The following is a 20,233-nucleotide window of genomic DNA, read 5'->3' on the forward strand; positions in this document are numbered from 1 at the left end:
GGGAGCGCGAACCTGATGGCGCCGCCGCGCCGAGCGGGGCGCGTGCCCGGTCGGGCCACCGGGCGGCGCGCGGAGCCGCCGGTTCCACTGGTCCGGACCACAGGGCCGCCATCGGCGCTTCAGGCGTACCCTTTCGCCTCATTCATCCCGCGTGACGTATCGCTCCCCGTGGCGGATCTCTGCCATGTCCCTGACTGATCTCCGTCAACTCTCCACAAACCCTGGTCATTTACGACAGGCTGAGCGGTCATCCGGTACCGAATTCCGGACTCTCTTTCAATTACAGGGATGCTGATGACCAAGGAATCCCCCAGTTCCATACCCGGGGCGAGACGAGCGGCCCGTATCGCGGCCGCTGCCGGTCTGGCGGCCGCACTCGCCGCCTCCGGCGCCGCCCCGGCCTTCGCCGCCGAGGACCCGGCCCCGGCCCCCGTCAAACCGGCCGCCACGAGCGACCGGGGCGACAAGCTCGGCACGGCCGACGCCGAGATCCTCGCCGCGGCCGAGGCCAAGGGCGAGAAGAACATCACGATGATGATCGCCACCACCCCGGGGGCGACCGAGCAGGTCACCGAGCAGCTGGACGCCGTCAACGGCTCCGTGCTGGGCCGGACCTACGACAAGCTCGGCTACGTCCGGGCGACGGTGCCGACCAGCTCCGCCGACGCCACCATCCAGGCGGCGTCCAAGCTCAAGTCCGTCCTCGGCATCGATCTCAAGCAGGAGATCAAGCGGGACGACCCGACGCCCTCGGGCGACCGGGCCGCGGGGGCCAAGCAGGTCAAGGCCACGGGCAGTTACCCGGCCCCTGGCAAGAAGACCCCGGCCGCGAACCCGTACAACCCGTCCTTCGAGACGGGCGCCGTCGAGTTCGTCGAGAAGAACCCGACCGCCGACGGCCGCGGGATCACCATCGGCGTCCTGGACTCCGGCGTCGACCTCGGTCACCCGGCGCTGAAGAAGACCACCACCGGCGAGCGCAAGATCGTCGACTGGGTCACCGCGACCGACCCGGTGAACGACGGCGACGGCACCTGGCTGCGGATGACGCAGACCGTGACCGGCCCGACGTTCACGGCCGGCGGCAAGACCTACTCGGCTCCGGCGGGCAGCTACCGGTTCGCCACGTTCGCCGAGGCGGCCACCACCGGCGGCGACATGGCGGGCGACCTCAACCGCGACGGTGACACCACCGACGTCTGGGGCGTGCTGTACGACCCGGTCACCGGCACCACCCGCGTCGACCTGAACGACAACGCCGACTTCTCCGACGACACGGTCCTCAAGCCGTACAAGGAGAAGTTCCAGGTCTCCTACTTCGGTGAGGACGACCCGCGCACCGAGGTCGTCGAGCGCATTCCGTTCGTCGTCGAGACCCGGAAGAACGTCGTCTACAACGCGGCGGGCGCCCGGGCCGACTACGTCAACATCGGCCTCATCGAGGGCTCGCACGGCACGCACGTCGCGGGCATCACCGCGGCCAACGGCCTGTTCGGCGGCAAGATGAACGGCGCGGCGCCCGGCGCCAAGGTCGTCTCCTCGCGCGCCTGCACCTGGTCCGGCGGCTGCACCAACATCGCGCTGACCGAGGGCATGATCGACCTCGTCGTCAACCGCGGCGTCGACATCGTCAACATGTCGATCGGCGGCCTGCCGCCGCTGAACGACGGCAACAACGCCCGCGCCGAGCTCTACAAGCGGCTCGTCGACATCTACGGCGTCCAGCTCGTCATCTCGGCCGGCAACAGCGGCCCGGGCCTCAACACCATCGGCGACCCGGCCCTGGCCGACCACGTCATCTCGGTGGGCGCGTCGATCTCCAAGGAGACGTGGGCCGCGAACTACGGCTCCAACGTCACCAAGAAGTACGACCTGCTCCCCTTCTCCTCGCGCGGTCCGCGTGAGGACGGCGGCTTCACGCCGACCATCTCGGCCCCGGGCGCGTCGATCAACACCACCCAGACCTGGGCCCCGGGCGGTCCGGTCAAGGAGGCGGGCTACGCCCTGCCGGTCGGCTACTCGATGCTCCAGGGCACCTCGATGGCCTCGCCGCAGGCCGCCGGCGCGGCGGCGCTGCTGCTGTCCGCCGCGAAGCAGCGGAACCTGGAGCTGCCCCCGGCCGACCTGCGGGTCGCGCTCACCAGCTCCGCGAGCCACATCAAGGACGTGCCCGCGCACGCCCAGGGTTCCGGTCTGATCGACATCGTCGGCGCGTGGAAGCTCATCACCAAGAAGGGCAACCCGGCGCACGAGTACAAGGTGAAGGCCCCGGTCGACACCGCGATCGACTTCGCGCTCAAGGACCCGGGCTTCGGCACCGGCCTCTACGACCGCGAGGGCGGCCTCAAGGTCGGCGAGACGAAGGTCTACGAGATCACCGTCACCCGCACCACGGGCCCGGACCGCAACGTCCAGCACAAGCTGTCGTGGAAGAACAACGACGGCACCTTCAAGCTGAGCAGCCCCGAGTACGTCTCGCTGCCGCTCGACACCCCGGTGAAGCTGAAGGTCACGGCGAAGGCCAAGACGGCGGGCGTGCACAGCGCCATCCTGGAGCTGGACGACAACAAGACCATCGGCATCGACCACCAGGTCCTGTCCACGGTCGTCGTCGCCCAGGAGCTGACCAAGCCCGGTTACGCGTTCAAGTCGTCGGGCTCGGTGCAGCGCAACGGCACCACCTCGTACTTCGTCAACGTGCCGGAGGGCGCCAAGACCCTCGAGGTCGCCCTCAGCGCGCTGCGCTCGGGCAGCCAGACCCGGTTCATCGCCCTGCACCCGTACGGGACGCCGGTCGACCCGACCTCCACGGTCAACTGCTACCCGAACTACGAGAACCCGGCCAACACCTGCCGCCCGGACGTGCGGTCCTACAAGGACCCGTACCCCGGCGTGTGGGAGATCGAGGTCGAGTCCCGCCGTACGTCGCCGCTGCTGGACAACCCGTTCAAGCTGGACGTCTCGCTGCTCGGCGCGACCTTCGACCCGGCGGTGCAGACCATCCCCGAGGCGAAGGTCGGCACCCCGGCCCCGGTGAGCTGGAAGGTCACCAACAACGCCGGGACGCTGGAGGGCAAGCTCAAGGGCGGCTCGCTGGGCTCGGCCAAGGTCGACAAGCCGTCGATCTCCACCGGCCAGATCCGGCAGACCACCGTCACCATCGGTGCGGGCGTCGAGAAGCTCGACTTCGCCATCGGCGGCACGTCGGACGCCAACGCCGACCTCGACCTGTACGTCCTCCGGGGCGGCGCCCAGGTCGGCAGCGGCACCACCGCCGGCTCCGAGGAGAAGGTCAGCCTGGCCAACCCGGCCGCCGGTACGTACACGGTGGTCGTCGAGGGCTACTCGGTTCCGTCCGGGTCGACCACGTACGACTACCGCGACGTGTACTACGCGGCCTCGCTCGGCACACTGAAGGTCGACGCCTCGAAGACCTACAACCTGGTCAACGGCGCATCGGCGCAGGTCGGCGCGGAGGTCGTGGTCGCCGGAGCGGCTCCCGAGGGCCGGCAGTTCTTCGGTGAGGTCCAGTTGGTCAACCCCCGGGGCACCTCGGCGGGCGCCGGCAGCGTCGTGATCGAGAAGGTCACGCCGTAACGGATCGTTCCTGACCGACGGTGATCAGCAGCGGGGCGGGCGCTCTCCACGAGCTCCCGCCCCGCTGTACGTCGCCAGCCCCCGGTCCTCCGCTGCGTCAGCCCGGTCCCGGGGTCCAGCCCGTTGGTCCCGGGCTCCAGCCCGTTGTCAGCCCGGTCCCGGGCACTCCAGCCCGCCGGAGTCCGGCAGCGCGGCCGACAGCCGCTCCCAGGCGTCCGCCCGCTCCCGGGCCCCCGTGTACGCCATGACGGGCTCGTCCGGGAAGCGGGAGACCACGACGGTCATCCGGGTCCCCGGCCGGTAGGAGCCCGCCTCCTCGCCCGGCACCAGGAAGTCGGCCCGGTCGGGCCCCCGCTCCGGTCTGAGCGAGCGCTCGACGTCCAGCACCACCCGCACGCCCGACGCGGCGCTCTCCGTACGCACCACCGTGCCGTCCACGACGAGGCGCGCGCACGCCACGATCCCCTCCTCGGTGAGCTTGGCCGCCCCGTCCCCACCGGCGGGGATCGCGACGGCCCGCAGGATGCCCGCCCCGGCGAGCCCGGCCACCAGCAGCACGCAGGCGGCGAGCGCCAGGTGCTTCTTCCGGCGCGGGCGGGGGCGGCCCGGCCGGGGGACGAGCGGGGACGTGCCGTACGCCGCCCCCTCCCCGGCCCCCGGACGGTCCCCCGCCTCCTCGCCCGACGCCGCCAGCCGGTCCCCGATCAGCCGCACCTGCGCGCCGAGCACGTCCATGTCCTGCCGGGCCGCCTCATGCCGGCGCGCGGCCGGGCCGTCGCCCGGCGGCGCGGGCTCCCCCAGCAGTACGGCCATCAGCGCGTCCGGCCCACCGCCGTCCCCGAAGCCCCCGTCGTCCCCGAAGCCCCTGTCGTCCCCGGGACCCCGGCCGCCGGGCCCGCCGCCCGCGCCGCGCCTGTCGTCCGTGTTCATCGTCACACCACCCCGTCCGCGTGCAGCGGCGCCAGCCGCTCCCGCATCGTGCGCGCCGCCGCGTACAGCCGGCTCTTGACCGTGCCCTGCGGGATCCCCAGCTCGGAGGCGATCTGCGGGACCGAGAGATCCGCGTAGAACCGCAGCACCAGGGCCTGGCGCTGCGGGCCGGGCAGCCCGTCGAGCCCGGCCGCGACCGCGAGGGCCAGCAGCCGCGCCTCCTGGCCGCCCTCCGTCGCCCCGCCGGGCGGGTCCAGGGCCGCGAGGCGGGCCGCCACCCGGTCCTGGCGGCCGCGCCCCCGGTGCCAGTCGGCCGCCAGATTCGAGGCGACCACCGCCGACCAGGCCCCGAGGTCCGCCGGGGGCTCCTGGCCCCGCGCGGCCCGCTCCAGCAGGCGCAGCCGTATCTGCTGCACGCCGTCCTGGAGGTCCGCGTACGGGACCCCGCCCAGGGACAGCACCGCCCGGACCCGGTCCACGTGCGCCGGGCCGAGCGGATCCCCCGCACCCGGCGCTCTCCTTCTCAGCAAGGCTGCCTCCCCCCGAAGATGTTTCCCCTCCGACGCCGAGGGACGGCGAAACGTTCGGCTCCGGCCGCACGATTCCGCAGGTCGGACAATGGATTGGACAAGGTGGGCCCGGACATACGCATCATGGAGCGGTAAACGGGCCGCGTAAACGTACAGACGTACAGACGTACAGAGGAGTCCCAGTGAAGGTCGGAATCGTCGGCGCCACCGGTCAGGTCGGCACAGTCATGCTCAAGATCCTGGCCGAGCGGAACTTCCCGGTCGACGAGCTCCGGCTGTTCGCGTCCGCCCGGTCCGCGGGTTCCACGATCGACTTCAAGGGCGAGGGCGTCACCGTCGAGGACGCCTCCACGGCCGACTACACCGGTCTGGACATCGTGCTGTTCTCCGCCGGCGGCGCGACCTCGAAGGCGCTGGCCGAGAAGGTCGCCGCCCAGGGCGCCGTGGTGATCGACAACTCCTCCGCCTGGCGCAAGGACCCCGAGGTCCCGCTCGTCGTCTCCGAGGTCAACCCGCACGCGGCCCGCGTACGCCCCAAGGGGATCATCGCCAACCCGAACTGCACCACGATGGCCGCGATGCCCGTGCTGCGCCCGCTGCACGCCGAGGCCGGTCTCGAAGCGCTGACCGTGGCCACCTACCAGGCCGTGTCGGGCTCCGGCGTCGCCGGGGTCGCCGAGCTGCACGGCCAGGCGTCCAAGGTCGTCGCCGAGTCCGAGAAGCTGGCCCATGACGGCGACGCCGTGGACTTCCCCGCACCGGCCGTCTACGCGCGCCCGATCGCCTTCAACGTGCTGCCGCTGGCGGGCTCGATCGTGGACGACGGTTCGTTCGAGACGGACGAGGAGCAGAAGCTCCGCAACGAGTCCCGCAAGATCCTGGAGATCCCGGAGCTGAAGGTCTCCGGCACCTGCGTCCGGGTCCCGGTCTTCTCCGGCCACTCGCTCCAGATCAACGCCCGCTTCGCCCGCCCGATCGGCGTCGAGCGCGCCCACGAGCTGTTGAAGGACGCCGAGGGCGTCGAGCTCTCGGAGATCCCGACCCCGCTCCAGGCGGCGGGCAAGGACGCCTCCTTCGTGGGCCGCATCCGGGTCGACGAGACCGTGGACAACGGCCTCGCGCTGTTCGTCTCCAACGACAACCTCCGCAAGGGCGCGGCGCTGAACGCCGTGCAGATCGCGGAGCTGGTGGCGGCCGAGCTGAAGGGCTGACCCACCCCCGTACACGTACGGAAGGGGCGGCCGCCGGAGTGCACCGGTGGCCGCCCCTCTCCGTGTTCCGACCGGAATCGCCCGCCTGGAGAAGCACCTGGAAGGGTTGCCACCACGGGCAGCGGGATCCTCAGCGCCTCCGCACCTCGAAGTGGAGGCACCCGTACTCCACCGCCCGCACGTGCACCAGCACCACCTCCGGGTCCGCGAACGCCTCGTCGAACGCCGCCTCGAACCCCTTCTCCTCCTCGGCCGGGATCTCCAGCAGCCGGCCGCCGGCGATGTGCCCGCGCGCGTCGTAGCGGCGCACCGTGCGCAGTGCGCCGGGGCGCGAGAACGGGTAGGCCGGGCGCTCCGGGTCCGGGCCCGCGCACGCCTCGGCGTGGATGAATACGGGGCCCTGCTCGTCGTACGCCCCCGGCGTCGCCCCGGTCTCCGCCGCCCAGCGGCGCAGCGGTGCGTAGGAGACGAGGGCGATGCGCTCCCCCGGTTCGCTGCCGCGCAGGCAGCAGCGGAGGGGAGCGCCGGTCCCCGTCTCGGTGTACGGGGCGCAGGGGCGGCCCGCGTCGTCGGTGGCGCGGAGTTCGGCGAGGGCGGCGGGGGCGATGGGGCGGGGCTCGTAGCGGAGCGCGTAACGGGTCATGGGGCCGATCCTGCTCCGGCCGGGCGGCCGCGTCCGGCGGAATTCGGACATCGCGCTGAGTCTTTCGGACAGGGTGCCGGGACTTCCGGCGGACCGGGGCGGGCGGATGATCCGCCGGGCGTCCCCCCGGCGCGCCGCCCATGGAAGGATGGCCGGAAACGCCGCATATCAAGTCGCACACCAAGGAGATGACCGCGTGCCTGGCACGAATCTGACCCGCGAAGAGGCACAGGAGCGGGCGCGCCTGCTGACCGTGGACGCGTACGAGATCGATCTCGACCTCTCCGGAGCGCAGGAGGGCGGCTCCTACCGGTCCGTGACCACCGTGCGCTTCGACTCCGCGGAGGCCGGTGCGGAGTCCTTCATCGACCTGGTCGCCCCCGCCGTCCACGAGGTCGTGCTCAACGGCGAGGCGCTGGACGTCGCCGCCGTCTTCCGCGACGCGCGGATCGCGCTGGCGGACCTGCGCGAGGGGGCCAACGAGCTGAAGGTCGTCGCCGACTGCTCGTACACCAACACCGGTGAGGGCCTGCACCGGTTCGTCGACCCGGTCGACGAACAGGCTTATCTGTACACCCAGTTCGAGGTGCCGGACGCGCGCCGCGTGTTCGCGTCCTTCGAGCAGCCGGACCTGAAGGCGACCTTCCAGTTCACGGTGAAGGCCCCCGCCGGCTGGACGGTCATCTCGAACTCGCCGACGCCGGAGCCGACGGACGACGTCTGGACGTTCGAGCCGACGCCGCGCATCTCCACGTACATCACGGCGCTCATCGTCGGCCCGTACCACTCGGTGCACAGCAGCTACGAGAAGGACGGCCAGACCGTCCCGCTCGGCATCTACTGCCGCCCCTCGCTCGCGGAGTACCTGGACGCGGAGGACATCTTCGCCGTCACCCGGCAGGGCTTCGCGTGGTTCCAGGAGAAGTTCGACTACGCGTACCCGTTCGCCAAGTACGACCAGCTCTTCGTCCCGGAGTTCAACGCGGGCGCGATGGAGAACGCGGGCGCGGTCACCATCCGCGACCAGTACGTCTTCCGCTCCAAGGTGACGGACGCGGCGTACGAGGTGCGGGCCGAGACCATCCTCCACGAGCTGGCCCACATGTGGTTCGGCGACCTGGTGACGATGGAGTGGTGGAACGACCTCTGGCTGAACGAGTCGTTCGCCACCTACACCTCGATCGCCTGCCAGGCGTACGCCGAGGGCTCGAAGTGGCCGCACTCCTGGACCACGTTCGCCAACTCCATGAAGACCTGGGCGTACCGGCAGGACCAACTGCCCTCCACGCACCCGATCATGGCGGACATCCGGGACCTGGACGACGTTCTGGTCAACTTCGACGGGATCACGTACGCCAAGGGCGCCTCGGTGCTCAAGCAGCTCGTGGCGTACGTCGGCATGGACGCGTTCTTCCAGGGCGTGCAGGCGTACTTCAAGGCGCACGCCTTCGGCAACACGCGTCTGAGCGACCTGCTGGGCGCGCTGGAGGAGACCTCCGGCCGTGACCTGAAGACCTGGTCGAAGGCGTGGCTGGAGACGGCCGGCATCAACATCCTGCGGCCGGAGATCGAGACCGACGCCGAGGGCCGCGTCACCTCCTTCACCGTCCTCCAGGAGGCCCCGGCGCTGCCCGCCGGCGCCAAGGGGGAGCCGACGCTGCGCCCGCACCGGATCGCCATCGGCGCGTACGACCTGGACGAGAACGGCAAGCTCGTCCGGACCGACCGGATCGAGCTGGACGTCGACGGCGAGCGCACCACCGTGCCGTTCCCGGAGGGCAAGGCCCGTCCGGCGGTCATCCTGCTCAACGACGACGACCTGTCGTACGCGAAGGTCCGCCTGGACGAGGAGTCGCTCCGGGTCGTCACCGAGCACCTGGGCGACTTCACCGAGTCGCTGCCGCGCGCCCTGTGCTGGGCCTCGGCCTGGGACATGACCCGCGACGGCGAGCTGGCCACCCGCGACTACCTGTCGCTGGTGCTGTCCGGCATCGGCAAGGAGTCGGACATCGGCGTCGTCCAGTCGCTGCACCGCCAGGTGAAGCTGGCGCTGGACCTGTACGCCGCCCCGCAGACGCGGGAGGCCGCGCTCAACCAGTGGACGGACGCCACGCTCGCGCACCTGCGGGCGGCGGAGCCGGGCAGCGACCACCAGCTGGCGTGGGCCCGCGCCTTCGCGGCGACGGCCCGCAACCCGCAGCAGCTGGACCTGCTCCGGTCGCTGCTGGACGGCGCGGAGGCCATCGAGGGCCTGACCGTCGACACCGAGCTGCGGTGGGCGTTCGTGCAGCGGCTGGCGGCGGTCGGCCTGCTGGACGAGGAGGAGATCGCCGCCGAGTACGAGCGCGACAAGACGGCGGCGGGCGAGCGGCACGCGGCGTCGGCGCGGGCCGCGCAGCCTTCGGAGGAGGCCAAGGCCCAGGCGTGGGCCTCGGTCGTGGAGTCCGACAAGCTGCCCAACTCGCTCCAGGAAGCGGTCATCAGCGGCTTCGTCCAGACGGACCAGCGTGAGCTGCTGGCCCCGTACACGGAGAAGTTCTTCGCCGCGGTGAAGGAGGTCTGGGACTCGCGCAGCCACGAGATGGCCCAGCAGGTCGCGGTGGGCCTCTACCCCTCGCTCCAGGTCTCGCAGGAGACGCTGGACGCCACCGACGCCTGGCTGGCCTCGGCCGAGCCGAGCGCGGCCCTGCGCCGGCTGATGTCGGAGTCGCGGGCGGGCGTGGAGCGGGCCCTGAAGGCCCAGGCGGCGGACGCGGCGGCGGCCACCGCGTAGCGCGCACGGCTCTGGGGGCGCTCTCTCCGCCGCGGCGGAGGGGGCGCCCCTTCCGTGCGTACGGGCGCGGGAGCCGTGGAAACCGCCCGGCGGGCGGGCGCAGGAGCGCAGCCGTCCGCCGGGCGGGAACTGTGGGGCGCCGGCGGGGTTACGGGGTCACGCGCCCGACTCCTCGTAGCGGCGGGCCAGTTCGGCCGTGCCGGACTCCGTGAAGCCGCCGTGCAGCCGCATCCGGGCCACCCCGCCATCGGGGAAGGCGTCCAGGCGGACATGGGTGACGACGGCCCGGGCGCGCAGCACGAAGCGGTGGAGGGCGTCGGGCTGGAGGCGGGTGCGGGGGATGATCTCGAACCACTCGTCGGTGTCGCCGTTGCGGCCCTGGAGGGCGATCCAGCCGGCCGAGTTGCCCTTGAGGTAGGCGGTGTCGATCTCGACCGCGCGGACCGCGCCCTGGGCGGGGAGGCGGAAGCGGACCCAGTCGTTGGTGTCGCGGACCCGGCGGCGGCGGTTCTCCCAGCCGTCGTCCATCTTGCGGGAGGTGCCCGGCAGGATGATCTGGGTGGGCGAGGAGTAGAAGCGGTCGGAGGCGTCCTCGTACGTACCGCCGTTGAGGACCGAGAGCAGGTCGACGGTGCCGAGCGCGGCGATCCAGGCCGGGTCCGGCACGACCTCGCCGTGCACGCGCAGACGGGCGATGCCCCCGTCCGGGTGCTGGCAGAGGCGCAGGTGGGTGTAGCGGCGGCCGCCGGTGATCTCGAAGGCGTTGGCCGCGTGACCGCGTACGGGGGAGGGCGCGAGGATCTCCTCCCACTTCACGTCGTCGGCGAGCAGGTCCTCGGGGCCTGGGGTCCCCTCGACGGCGGTGGCCTGCACCGATACGCGCTGCGGGTAGTTGCCCCGGAAGTGGGCGGTGTCCACGATCAGACCGCGCACGATGCCGGGCGCGCCGAGCCGGACGATGGCACAGTCGTGGTCCTCGGGGGCCGGGAAGGGGTGGTCGGCGTCCGCGCCGCGACGGCGGCGGGTCTCCCAGCCGTCCATGATCTTGCCCTTGTGCCCGAAGTGCTCGGGGTCGAAGACGGCGCGCTCGCGCAGGAGCAGGTTCTCGCGCTCGGCGAAGAACTCGTCGTTGGCGGCGATCACGCCCGCGCCGAGGCGGCGGTCGGCGAGGTCGACCAGCTCGGTGAAGGGGAGGTCGCCCGCCTCGCGGTAGTCGGCGTAGGGGTCGCCGCCGCCGTAGGGCGCGGCGTCGTTGGCGTGGGGGTCGGTGTCGGGGTTCTGGAATGCGGTCTCGTTCGCGTCGAAGGTCATGCCCCTACCTTCGCGCCGACGGACCCATCAGGTCCATCGAAAGTTTTCGCAGATACCGTTCAGCTCAGCTGAACGATGCTGCGGCCCGGGTGAGCGCGGTGAGCACCCGGGCCACCGCCGGACCCCGCTCCGCCCCGTGCCGGACCGCCGCCACCACATGGCGGCGCGGCTGGTCGGCCGCCAGGACCCGCATCACCACGCCCTCGCGGCGCTGCTCCCGGGAGGCCATCCGGGGGACGAGCGCGATGCCCATGCCCGCCTCGACCAGGGCCAGGATCGCGGTCCACCCGGCGGCGCTGTGGGCCTGCTCGGGGACGAACCCGGCGGCCTCGCAGGCGGCGGTGGTGATCTCGGACCAGGGGCCCGAGCCGCCGAAGATCCAGCGGTCGGCGGCCAGGTCCGCCAGCCGCAGCGCCGGCGCGTCGGCCAGCGGGTGGCCGGCCGGGAGCGCCACGTCCAGCGGGTCGGCGAGCAGCGGGAAGAGGGAGAAGCGCGGGTCGCGGGCGGTCGGGGCGTGGGCGGCCAGCGACAGGGCCAGGTCCACCTCCCCGGCGGTGAGCAGCTCGTACGCCTGGGCCGCCTCGGCCTCCCGTACGCGTACGTCGGGACCCGGGCGGTCCTCGGCGCGCAGCAGGCGCACGGCGGGGACGACGAGGGCGGGCACGGCGGTGGAGAACGCGCCGACCCGGACCTCGCCCGCCTCGCCGCGCAGATAGCCGGTGAGCTCGGCGTCGGCCCGCTCCAGCTGGGCGAAGACCGCTTCGGCGTGGCGCAGGACGAGATGGGCGGCGTCGGTGAGGCGGACGCGGCGGCCCTGGGGCTCCAGGAGTTCGACGCCGAGCTGCCGGGCCAGGTTGGTGAGCTGCTGGGAGACGGCGGAGGGGGTCATGAGGAGCGCCTCGGCGGTCGCGGTCACCGTGCCCCGGTCCCGCAGGGTGCGCAGGATGCGGAGCTTCTTGACGTCCCACTCGGTCATGGGCGCAACCTACCGGCCGGGCGCGGGCGGATCCCCGCCGCGCCGGACATGGGGGTGCGCCGCGCGGTAGCTCCCACCGGCGGCGCACCCTTCGTGCGTGTGCGGGTCAGACCTGCTTCTTGGACTTGTCCAGGACCATGACCAGGCCCGTGATCACCACGAACAGGACGATGGGCGCGATGACGTAGAGACCGAGGGTCTCCATCACGCTCAGGCCCGGACCCGGGTCGTCACCGTCGTCGGGCGTGAGCGCGAGGGCCGGGGCCGACATGAGCAGCATCATCAGCGTCGTCCCGGCCGCAACGACGCCGGCGCGCATAGCGTTCTTCTTGTCCACGGTGCCAACGTAGCGAACGGCTAGGGGCGGCGCTCGCCCGGGGGTGCCGTACGGGCCTTCCGGGGCCGCAGGACCTCCAGCAGACCGTGGAGCCGGGGCGAGGCGGCGATCTCCTCCAGGGTGACGGGGTGGCCCTCGGCGTCGGCGATGGGCAGTCGCCAGTTGGGGTACTGGTCCCAGGTGCCGGGGAGGTTCTGCGGGCGGCGGTCGCCCACCGTGTCGGGGAGCCAGACGCCGACCATGCGGGCGGGGGTGGCCGCCAGGAAGCGGTGGACGGCCCGGACGGCCGCCGCCTCGTCGCCGTCGCCCTCGGGGAGCATCCGCAGCCGGGCCAGGAGGGCCAGCCACTCGGCGGTGGAGGTGACGTCCTCGGTGAGCTCCTCCTCCAGGGGGCGGGTGAGCAGGCCGAGGCGGTGGCGCAGCGTCACATGGTCGCCGGTCAGCCGGGCGGCGGTGGAGGGCAGGTCGTGGGTGGTGGCGGTGGCCAGGCAGTCGCGCCGCCACTGCCCGGGGTCCAGCGGGCGGCCGTCGCCGTCCCAGTCGCGCTCGAACCAGAGCACGGAGGTGCCGAGCACCCCGCGCCGGGCCAGCGCCTCGCGGACGCCGGGCTCGACGGTCCCGAGGTCCTCGCCGACGACGACCGTGCCGGCCCGGTGGGCCTCCAGGACGAGGACGGCGAGCATGGCTTCGGCGTCCTGGGCGACGTACGTCCCCTCGGTGGGCGGGCTGCCCTCCGGCACCCACCAGAGCCGGAACAGGCCCATGACGTGGTCGATGCGCAGCGCGCCCGCGTGGGCCAGCAGGCCGCGCAGCAGGCCCCGGAAGGCGGCGTAACCGGTGGCGGCGAGGACGTCGGGACGCCAGGGCGGCAGGCCCCAGTCCTGGCCGCGCGCGTTGAAGGCGTCCGGGGGCGCGCCCACGGACATGCCCCGGGCGAAGGCGTCCTGCTGGGCCCAGGTGTCGGCCCCCGCCGGGTGCACGCCCACGGCCAGATCGTGGACGATGCCGATCTCCATCCCGGCGTCCTCGGCGGCCCGCTGGGCGGCGGCGAGCTGGGCGGCGGTCAGCCAGGCGAGGCGGCAGTGGAAGTCGACCCGGTCCAGCAGCCCGGAGCGGGCGCGGGCGGTCCCCGGGGAGCGGGGGTCGCGCAGGGCCTTCGGCCAGGTGTGCCAGTCGGGCCCGTGCACCTCGGCGAGCGCGCACCACAGGGCGTGGTCCTCCAGGGCCTGGCCCTGTTCGGCGAGGAAGTCGCAGTAGGCGGCGCGGCGGCCGGGGGTGAGCGGCACCTGGACGATGAGCTCCAGGGCCTGCCGCTTCAGCTCCCAGACGGCGTCCCGGTCGATCAGCGCGCCCTTGTTGAGCACGGCCTCGCCGAGCGCCGCCGCGTCCTGGCGGAGGTCGTCCAGGACGGCCCGGTCGCGGACCTGCCCGTACTCCGGGATCGACTCGACGTGCAGGTGCACCGGGTCGGGGAAGCGGCGGGAGGAGGGGCGGTACGGGGAGGGGTCGGTGGGGCGGCCGGGGACGGCGGCGTGCAACGGGTTGACCTGGACGAACCCGCAGTCGAGGGTGCGTCCGGCCCAGGCGGCGAGGTCGGCCAGGTCGCCGAGGTCGCCCATGCCCCAGGAGCGGGCGGAGAGCAGGGAGTAGAGCTGGACCAGGAAGCCGTGGGTGCGCTCGGGCGGCTGCGGGACCCGGGCCGGGGCGACGACCAGGGTGGCGGTGGCCTCGTGGTGGTCGGGCGTACGGACGTGGAGGCGGTGGACGCCGTGGGGCGGCTCGGTCCATCCGGCGGGGGGCGTCCCGGCCGGCCCCGCGGGGGCGGCGGAGGCTGGGGCTGAGGCGGGCGGCCGGGGCCCGGTCCTCTCCGCCTCCGTCACCGCCTCGGCGGCGGCCTCCGTCGTGATCTTCCAGGACGAGGCGTTCTCCGGAACCTTCCAGGAGACGGCGGGCGCGGGCGGCCCGCCCGCGCGCTCCGGCTCGACCGTGACGGTCGAGCCGGGCGGCAGGCCCGTCAGCGCGGGCGGCAGCGGCTCACCGGCCCAGAACACCACGGTCGACGGCAGCAGGCGCGAGCGCGACCGGGCCGCGACGAGGGACTTCCGTACGTCCTCAGGAGTGCCGGCGTCCACGCCCAGCGCGGCGAGCACGGCGATGACCGTGTCGTCGGGGACGGACACCGTGACATCCGGGGACGGGGAGTAGGAGGTGGCGACACCGTGCAGTGCGGCGAGCCGGGACAAGCCCATTCAGACTCCTGGGAACTCCATGCCCCCCGACGCACCGGGTGCGGTCGGCTCGCTGGTCAGAGGGGCGACGGCGGCGAGCGGAGGCTCGCTCGTGAGAGGGGTGGCGTCGGCGAGCGGGGGCTCGCTGGTCAGCGGTGCGGCGTCGGGGTAGGAGGATTCGCCGAGCAGGAGGGAGATGTCGGAGAGCGGCGGCCCGCTGATCAGGTGGGCGACGTCGGCGAGCGGGAGTCCGCTGGTGAGCGGTGCGGGATCGGCTGGGGCGGGTACCTGTTTGGAGAGGGCGGAGAGCAGAAGCTGCGCGGATGCGGGCATGGTGGCCTCCTGGCCGTGGAGAACAGGACACAGCAGCCCTACCCAAGCCACGCGTGCGCAGACCTGGACGTGACATACGCGTTATTACGGCGTACGCCCTGGACAACGAGCCCAACGTGCCGTGGGTCACATTCCGTTCCCCCGTACGGCAGGTATGGCCCGTTTTCGGCCACTCCCAGCAGCCACACCCGTCCCACCGGGCGCGAAGGTGTCACCAATCCCGGCAAATCCGGCAGAACAGCCCCGCGCATTGACACCCTCGCGCCCGGGTGGTGGGGTCGGGGCCCACCAGGTCCTTTCGAGGGAGCGCGACGTGCGGTTCGGGCGCAGGAAGCAGGCGACGGCCGTGGCCGTCGCGGTGATCGGCGGGCTGCTGGGCTCCGTCGCCCCGGCCGCGACGGCCGCCCCCCTCGACCCCGGCAAACCCCCCGCCAGCTCGCCCGACCGGGCCGACAGCGCGCAGCCGCCCCCGGTGTGGCCGCGGCCCCAGAGCATCAAGACCACCGGACCGGCCCTGCCGCTCGGCGCCGAGGCCACCGTCGTGGCCGCGTCCGACGCCGATCCGTACGCGGTGGAGCAGGTGCGCTCCCTGCTGCGCGCGGCCGGTGTCACGACCGTGCACGAGAGCCTGCCCGGGCGAGGCCCCCTGATCCGCGTCGGCGGCCCGGGGGCCGGGGAGGCGCTGCGGGCACTGCGCGCGCCCGACCGCGCCGATCTGCCCTCGGGCGGCTACCGGATCGCCTCGGGCCAGGTCGCCGGACGCGCCACCGTGGCCCTGGACGGGCTCGGTGAGGACGGCCTGTTCCACGCGGTCCAGACCCTGCGGCAACTGGTGGGCGGCGGTTCGGTGGCCGGGGTCCTGGTGCGGGACTGGCCGGGAACAGCCGTACGCGGGATGGCCGAGGGGTTCTACGGACAGCCCTGGACCCAGGAGGAGCGGCTCGACCAGATCGCCTTCATGGGCCGCACCAAGCAGAACCGGTATCTCTACGCGGCGGGCGACGACCCCTACCGGCTGGCCCGCTGGCGGCAGCCGTACCCGGCCGAGCGGCGTGCCGACTTCCGGGCGCTCGCGCGGAAGGCGCGCGCCGAGCATGTGACGCTCGGGTGGGCGGTGTCGCCGGGCCAGGCGATGTGCATGGCCTCCGACCAGGACGTACGGGCGCTGACGAAGAAGGTCGACGCGATGTGGGCGCTGGGCGTGCGGGTCTTCCAGCTCCAGTTCCAGGACGTCAGCTACAGCGAGTGGCACTGCGACCTGGACGCGGAGACGTACGGCAGCGGCCCGAAGGCGGCGGCCCGCGCGCAGGCCCGGGTGGCCGGCGCGCTCGCCCAGCACCTGGCCGACCGTTACCCGGACGCGGCCCCGCTGTCGGTGCTGCCGACGGAGTTCTACCAGGACGGGGCGACCGACTACCGCACCGCGCTCGCCGCCGAGCTGGACGACCGGGTGCAGGTGGCCTGGACCGGCGTCGGGGTCGTACCGAAGACGATCACCGGCCGCGAGCTGGCCGGGGCGCGCGACGCCTTCCGCCACCCGCTGGTGACGATGGACAACTACCCGGTCAACGACTACGCCCAGGACCGCATCTTCCTGGGCCCGTACACCGGCCGGGACCCGGCGGTGGCGAGCGGTTCGGCGGCGCTGCTGGCCAACGCCATGGAGCAGGCGTCCGCCTCGCGCATCCCGCTGTTCACCGCCGCCGACTTCGCCTGGAACCCGAAGGGGTACCGCGCGGACGAGTCCTGGCGGGCGGCGATCGACGATCTGGCGGGCGGCGACGCGGGGACCCGGGAGGCGCTGCGGGCACTGGCGGGCAACAGTGCGGACTCCGTGCTCGGCTCGGCGGAGTCCGCCTACCTCCAGCCCCTGTTCGCGGCGTTCTGGCGGTCCCGGGCGGCCGCCGCGCCGGTACGCGACCGGGCGGCGCGCGAGCTGCGGGCGGCCTTCACCGTGATGCGGCAGGCCCCCGGCCGGCTCGCCGCCCCCGCCGGGGGCCGCCTCGGCGACGAGGTGCGCCCCTGGACCGAGCAGCTGGCCCGCTACGGCCGCGCCGGTGAGCTCTCCGTGGACCTGCTCCAGGCCCAGGCGGCGGGCGAAGGGGCGAGCGCCTGGCGGGACCGGCTGGCGCTGGAGCCGCTGCGCGGGGAGATCGCGGCGGCCCGGGCCACGGTCGGCAAGGGGGTCCTCGACCCCTTCCTGGACCGGGTCGAGAAGGCCGCGGACGGCTGGAACGGCGTCGACCGCACCGCCGGCCGGGTCGTCGAGGACGCGCACAGCTATACGGTCGGCCTCGACCGGGTCCGCCCGGTGGAGGCCGTGACGGCGCTCGCGGAGCCCGGGTCCGCCCCGGCCGACGCGATCGTCGAGGCCCATGTGCCGGGCGAGGGCTGGCGGGCGCTGGGGCGGCTGTCCCCGACCGGCTGGACCCAGACCGCCGCGAAGGGACTGCGCGCCGACGCCGTACGGGTCACCGTGCCGGAGGCGGCCCGGACCGCGCCCCCCGCCTACCTCAGCCCCAGCCTGCCGCCGGCCCCCGCGATCCCGGCGGGCGCCCTGCGGCTGCGGGCCCTGGTGCCCTGGTTCGGCGACGAGCCGGACGCGGTGCTCGACCTGGCGCGCGGCGAGACGGACGCGGAGATCGGCGGCGAGCCCCAGCGGGTGGCGGCGCGGCTCGCCGGGCGGCGTCCGGCCGAGGTGAAGGGCGCGCTGACCGCGAAGGCCCCCAAGGGCATCGAGGTGCGGGTCCCGAAGCAGACGACCGTGCCGCGTGGATCGCGTACCGAAGTGCCCGTGGACATCACCGTTCCGGCCGACACCCCGGCGGGCGAGTACGAGGTGCCGCTCGCCTTCGGCGGCCAGGAGTCCACCCTGACCGTGCGGGCCTTCCCGCGTGCGGGGGGCCCGGATCTGGTGCGTACGGCCACGGCCTCCTCGTCCGGCGACGAGACCCCGGACTTCCCGGCGTCGGCGGCCTCGGACGGCGATCCGGCCACCCGGTGGTCCTCCCCGGCGGAGGACGGCGCGTGGTGGCAGGCCGAGCTGCCGCGGCCGGTGCGGCTGGGGCAGGTGGTGCTGTCCTGGCAGGACGCGTACGCCTCCCGCTACCGCATACAGGTCTCCGCGGACGGCCGCACCTGGCGCACCGCCGCGACCGTCCAGGAGGGCCGGGGCGGGCGCGAGACGGTCCGGATGGACGCGAAGGACACCCGGTTCGTCCGGGTGCAGGGCGACGGGCGGGCGACCCCGTACGGCTACTCGCTGTGGTCGGTGGAGGCGTACGCGGTCGTCGACTGAACCGGAGCGCGGCCGTGACGTACGGCGAATCCCGGGCGGGGACGGCGAAGGCCCGGTCTCAGGCGGAGACGCCGTCGATCCGGGCCATCACGTCGTCCGCGCCGAACGGTTGCAGATACGGCAGCCAGCGCGGGTCGCGGTGTCCGGTCCCGATGATCCGCCAGGCCAGGCCGGTCGGCGGGGCGGGCTGGTGGCGCAGCCGCCAGCCGAGCTCGGGCAGATGGCGGTCGGCCTTGACGTGGTTGCAGCGGCGGCAGGCCGCCACCACGTTGTCCCAGGCGTGCTGTCCACCGCGGCTGCGCGGGATGACGTGGTCGACGCTGGTCGCGGCGGCCCCGCAGTACATGCAGCGCCCCCCGTCCCGGGCGAACAGCGCCCGGCGCGTCAGGGGAACGGGCCCCCGGTAGGGGACCCGGACGAAACGCTTGAGCCGGACCACACTGGGCGCGGGCACGGCACGGGTGGCACTGTGCAGGAAGGCGCCGGTCTCCTCGAGGCAGATGGCCTTGTTCTCGAGGACGAGGACGAGCGCGCGGCGGAGCGGTACGACGCCGAGCGGCTCGTACGACGCGTTGAGAACCAGGACGTGCGGCACGGTGGATGCCTCCTTGTACGCCGGCGGCGCGTGGCTCGCGCCGGGACGATCCGATCTCAGTCTCTCCTCATGCCTGGTCAAAGCGCCACCACGTGCGGGTAACGGGCCGGGAGGATTTTTCTCACTCCGCCGGCCGCGAGGTGCGCCCGCACGCGCCGGAGGGGCGTCCCACCAGCGCTGCCGTGCGCACTGTGCGATCGGCCACATCCCGCATATCCCCGGTGAGACCTGTCTCTCCCCCGATGACGGCAACGATCCACTCCCCCGGCTTCGTTACTCTTATCGGTCAACCGTCATCCCTCTGGAGGTCCCCGTCGTGTACCTGTCCGTCCTCCTGGCAGCAACGCCGTCCTCCGAGCCGGTCGGCTCGCTGGAGGAAGCAGCCGAGCACGCCGGGAACGCCGCGGGGTGGGTCGAGGAGAACTGGTCCACCTGGCTGAGCACCGGCCTGCGGATCCTGCTGATCGTGGCGGTCGCGATCACTCTGCGCTACCTGATCCGGCGTGCCCTGACCAATCTGATCGACCGGATGAACCGCAGCGCCCAGGCGGTGGAGGGCACGGCGCTGGGCGGTCTGCTGGTGAACGCGGAGCGCCGCCGCCAGCGCTCGGAGGCGATCGGCTCGGTCCTGCGGTCGGTGGCCTCCTTCATGATCCTGGGCACGGCCGCGCTGATGGTCCTGGGAGCCTTCAAGATCAACCTGGCCCCGCTGCTGGCCTCGGCCGGTGTCGCGGGTGTGGCGCTCGGCTTCGGCGCGCGCAACCTGGTCACGGACTTCCTCTCCGGCGTGTTCATGATCCTGGAGGACCAGTACGGGGTCGGGGACACCATCGACGCGGGCGTGGCCTCCGGCGAGGTCATCGAGGTGGGCCTCCGGGTCACCAAGCTGCGCGGCGACAACGGCGAGATCTGGTACGTCCGCAACGGCGAGGTGAAGCGGATCGGCAACCTCAGCCAGGGCTGGTCCACCGCCGGGGTCGACGTCACGGTGCGCCCGACCGAGAACCTGGCCGAGATCCGCGAGGCCATCATCACCGCCGCCGAGGCCATGGCGAAGGAAGAGCCCTGGTCGGAGCGGCTGTGGGGCCCGGTGGAGGTGCTCGGCCTGGACGCGGTCCTGCTGGACTCCATGACCGTACGGGTGACCGCGAAGACGATGCCGGGCAAGGCCGTGGGCGTGGAGCGGGAGCTGCGCTGGCGCATCAAGCAGGCGCTGGACGACGCGGGCATCCGGATGATCGGCGCGACGCCGGTCGAGGGCGACGGCGAGAGCACGGCGGACCCGACCGCGGCCATGGCCGCGCCCTCCGCCTACGCCTCGGCGACCTCCCCGCAGTCCCTGGCGGCGACGCCGATACCGCCGTCCACGACCCGCATCAGCAAGTAGGGGCACGCGTGCGCTGAAGAAGCAGAAGAAGGGGCGCTCCACCGGGGACCGGCGGAGCCCCCTTCTTCAGCCACCGGGAAACGG

Annotated in this window: 14 protein-coding genes; 5 read left to right on the forward strand and 9 right to left on the reverse strand. The window is 73.3% G+C overall.

Annotation, left to right across the window (positions count from 1 at the left end; all coding sequences use genetic code 11):
* Positions 1 to 288 precede the first annotated feature (288 nt).
* On the forward strand, positions 289 to 3,597 hold the full coding sequence (locus tag ACLJPL_RS03140; protein ID WP_411079081.1) for a S8 family serine peptidase: 3,309 nt from the start codon (positions 289 to 291) through the stop codon (positions 3,595 to 3,597).
* A 147-nt stretch (positions 3,598 to 3,744) separates the two neighbouring features.
* Here the strand turns inward: ACLJPL_RS03140 and ACLJPL_RS03145 are convergent, their stop codons facing one another.
* Together ACLJPL_RS03145 and ACLJPL_RS03150 are read right to left on the reverse strand one after the other, a co-directional pair.
* Positions 3,745 to 4,527 carry a hypothetical protein gene (locus ACLJPL_RS03145; RefSeq protein ID WP_411079082.1) on the reverse strand — a complete coding sequence of 261 codons (783 nt, stop codon included), beginning with the start codon at positions 4,525 to 4,527 and terminating at the stop codon, positions 3,745 to 3,747.
* Positions 4,528 to 4,529: 2 nt separating this feature from the next.
* Positions 4,530 to 5,057, reverse strand: a complete 528-nt coding sequence (locus ACLJPL_RS03150; protein WP_411079083.1) for a sigma-70 family RNA polymerase sigma factor — start codon at positions 5,055 to 5,057, stop codon at positions 4,530 to 4,532.
* 182 nt (positions 5,058 to 5,239) lie between these two features.
* Here ACLJPL_RS03150 and ACLJPL_RS03155 point away from each other — a divergent pair, with 182 nt between their 5' ends.
* Entirely contained in the window at positions 5,240 to 6,268 is a 1,029-nt protein-coding gene (locus ACLJPL_RS03155) for an aspartate-semialdehyde dehydrogenase (RefSeq protein ID WP_411079084.1), read from the forward strand.
* Positions 6,269 to 6,398: 130 nt separating this feature from the next.
* Here ACLJPL_RS03155 and ACLJPL_RS03160 read toward each other — a convergent pair whose 3' ends face one another.
* Positions 6,399 to 6,911, reverse strand: coding sequence for a DUF1203 domain-containing protein (locus ACLJPL_RS03160; RefSeq protein WP_411079085.1), 513 nt, complete (start codon positions 6,909 to 6,911; stop codon positions 6,399 to 6,401).
* Between the two features lie 196 nt (positions 6,912 to 7,107).
* Here ACLJPL_RS03160 and pepN point away from each other — a divergent pair, with 196 nt between their 5' ends.
* Positions 7,108 to 9,684: an aminopeptidase N gene (gene pepN / locus ACLJPL_RS03165; protein ID WP_411079086.1), complete on the forward strand. Its 2,577-nt coding sequence runs from the start codon at positions 7,108 to 7,110 to the stop codon at positions 9,682 to 9,684.
* Between the two features lie 156 nt (positions 9,685 to 9,840).
* On the opposite strand, the gene alc is transcribed toward pepN, so the two are convergent.
* From alc to ACLJPL_RS03190, 5 genes are all read right to left on the reverse strand, one after another.
* Positions 9,841 to 10,995: an allantoicase gene (alc, locus tag ACLJPL_RS03170; RefSeq protein WP_411079087.1), complete on the reverse strand. Its 1,155-nt coding sequence runs from the start codon at positions 10,993 to 10,995 to the stop codon at positions 9,841 to 9,843.
* A gap of 64 nt (positions 10,996 to 11,059) precedes the next feature.
* Positions 11,060 to 11,971, reverse strand: coding sequence for a LysR family transcriptional regulator (locus ACLJPL_RS03175; protein ID WP_411079088.1), 912 nt, complete (start codon positions 11,969 to 11,971; stop codon positions 11,060 to 11,062).
* A gap of 106 nt (positions 11,972 to 12,077) precedes the next feature.
* Positions 12,078 to 12,308: a hypothetical protein gene (locus ACLJPL_RS03180; protein WP_411079089.1), complete on the reverse strand. Its 231-nt coding sequence runs from the start codon at positions 12,306 to 12,308 to the stop codon at positions 12,078 to 12,080.
* A gap of 20 nt (positions 12,309 to 12,328) precedes the next feature.
* Positions 12,329 to 14,557 carry a 4-alpha-glucanotransferase gene (malQ, locus tag ACLJPL_RS03185; RefSeq protein ID WP_411079090.1) on the reverse strand — a complete coding sequence of 743 codons (2,229 nt, stop codon included), beginning with the start codon at positions 14,555 to 14,557 and terminating at the stop codon, positions 12,329 to 12,331.
* Positions 14,558 to 14,869 (reverse strand): hypothetical protein, encoded by a 312-nt coding sequence (locus ACLJPL_RS03190; RefSeq protein ID WP_411079091.1) that lies wholly within the window; start codon positions 14,867 to 14,869, stop codon positions 14,558 to 14,560. It lies immediately after the preceding gene.
* A 313-nt stretch (positions 14,870 to 15,182) separates the two neighbouring features.
* On the opposite strand from ACLJPL_RS03190, the gene ACLJPL_RS03195 reads away from it, so the two are divergent.
* On the forward strand, positions 15,183 to 18,167 hold the full coding sequence (locus tag ACLJPL_RS03195) for a beta-N-acetylglucosaminidase domain-containing protein (protein ID WP_411079092.1): 2,985 nt from the start codon (positions 15,183 to 15,185) through the stop codon (positions 18,165 to 18,167).
* A 58-nt stretch (positions 18,168 to 18,225) separates the two neighbouring features.
* On the opposite strand, the gene ACLJPL_RS03200 is transcribed toward ACLJPL_RS03195, so the two are convergent.
* A complete protein-coding gene (locus ACLJPL_RS03200; RefSeq protein ID WP_031122726.1) occupies positions 18,226 to 18,762 on the reverse strand; it encodes an HNH endonuclease in 537 nt (178 codons plus the stop codon).
* Positions 18,763 to 19,078: 316 nt separating this feature from the next.
* Here ACLJPL_RS03200 and ACLJPL_RS03205 point away from each other — a divergent pair, with 316 nt between their 5' ends.
* Positions 19,079 to 20,149 carry a mechanosensitive ion channel family protein gene (locus ACLJPL_RS03205; RefSeq protein WP_411079093.1) on the forward strand — a complete coding sequence of 357 codons (1,071 nt, stop codon included), beginning with the start codon at positions 19,079 to 19,081 and terminating at the stop codon, positions 20,147 to 20,149.
* Positions 20,150 to 20,233: the final 84 nt, after the last annotated feature.

This window comes from Streptomyces sp. cmx-18-6 (assembly GCF_046548915.1).
In the GTDB taxonomy this organism is placed as follows: domain Bacteria; phylum Actinomycetota; class Actinomycetes; order Streptomycetales; family Streptomycetaceae; genus Streptomyces.

What these genes read in the sequence shown, in the direction of transcription:
- ACLJPL_RS03140 (WP_411079081.1), top strand. Translation starts at nt 289, where the DNA reads ATGCTGATGACCAAGGAATCCCCCAGTTCCATACCCGGGGCGAGACGA.
- ACLJPL_RS03145 (WP_411079082.1), bottom strand. Translation starts at nt 4,527, where the DNA reads ATGAACACGGACGACAGGCGCGGCGCGGGCGGCGGGCCCGGCGGCCGG.
- ACLJPL_RS03160 (WP_411079085.1), bottom strand. Translation starts at nt 6,911, where the DNA reads ATGACCCGTTACGCGCTCCGCTACGAGCCCCGCCCCATCGCCCCCGCC.
- alc (WP_411079087.1), bottom strand. Translation starts at nt 10,995, where the DNA reads ATGACCTTCGACGCGAACGAGACCGCATTCCAGAACCCCGACACCGAC.
- ACLJPL_RS03175 (WP_411079088.1), bottom strand. Translation starts at nt 11,971, where the DNA reads ATGACCGAGTGGGACGTCAAGAAGCTCCGCATCCTGCGCACCCTGCGG.
- malQ (WP_411079090.1), bottom strand. Translation starts at nt 14,557, where the DNA reads ATGGGCTTGTCCCGGCTCGCCGCACTGCACGGTGTCGCCACCTCCTAC.
- ACLJPL_RS03190 (WP_411079091.1), bottom strand. Translation starts at nt 14,869, where the DNA reads ATGCCCGCATCCGCGCAGCTTCTGCTCTCCGCCCTCTCCAAACAGGTA.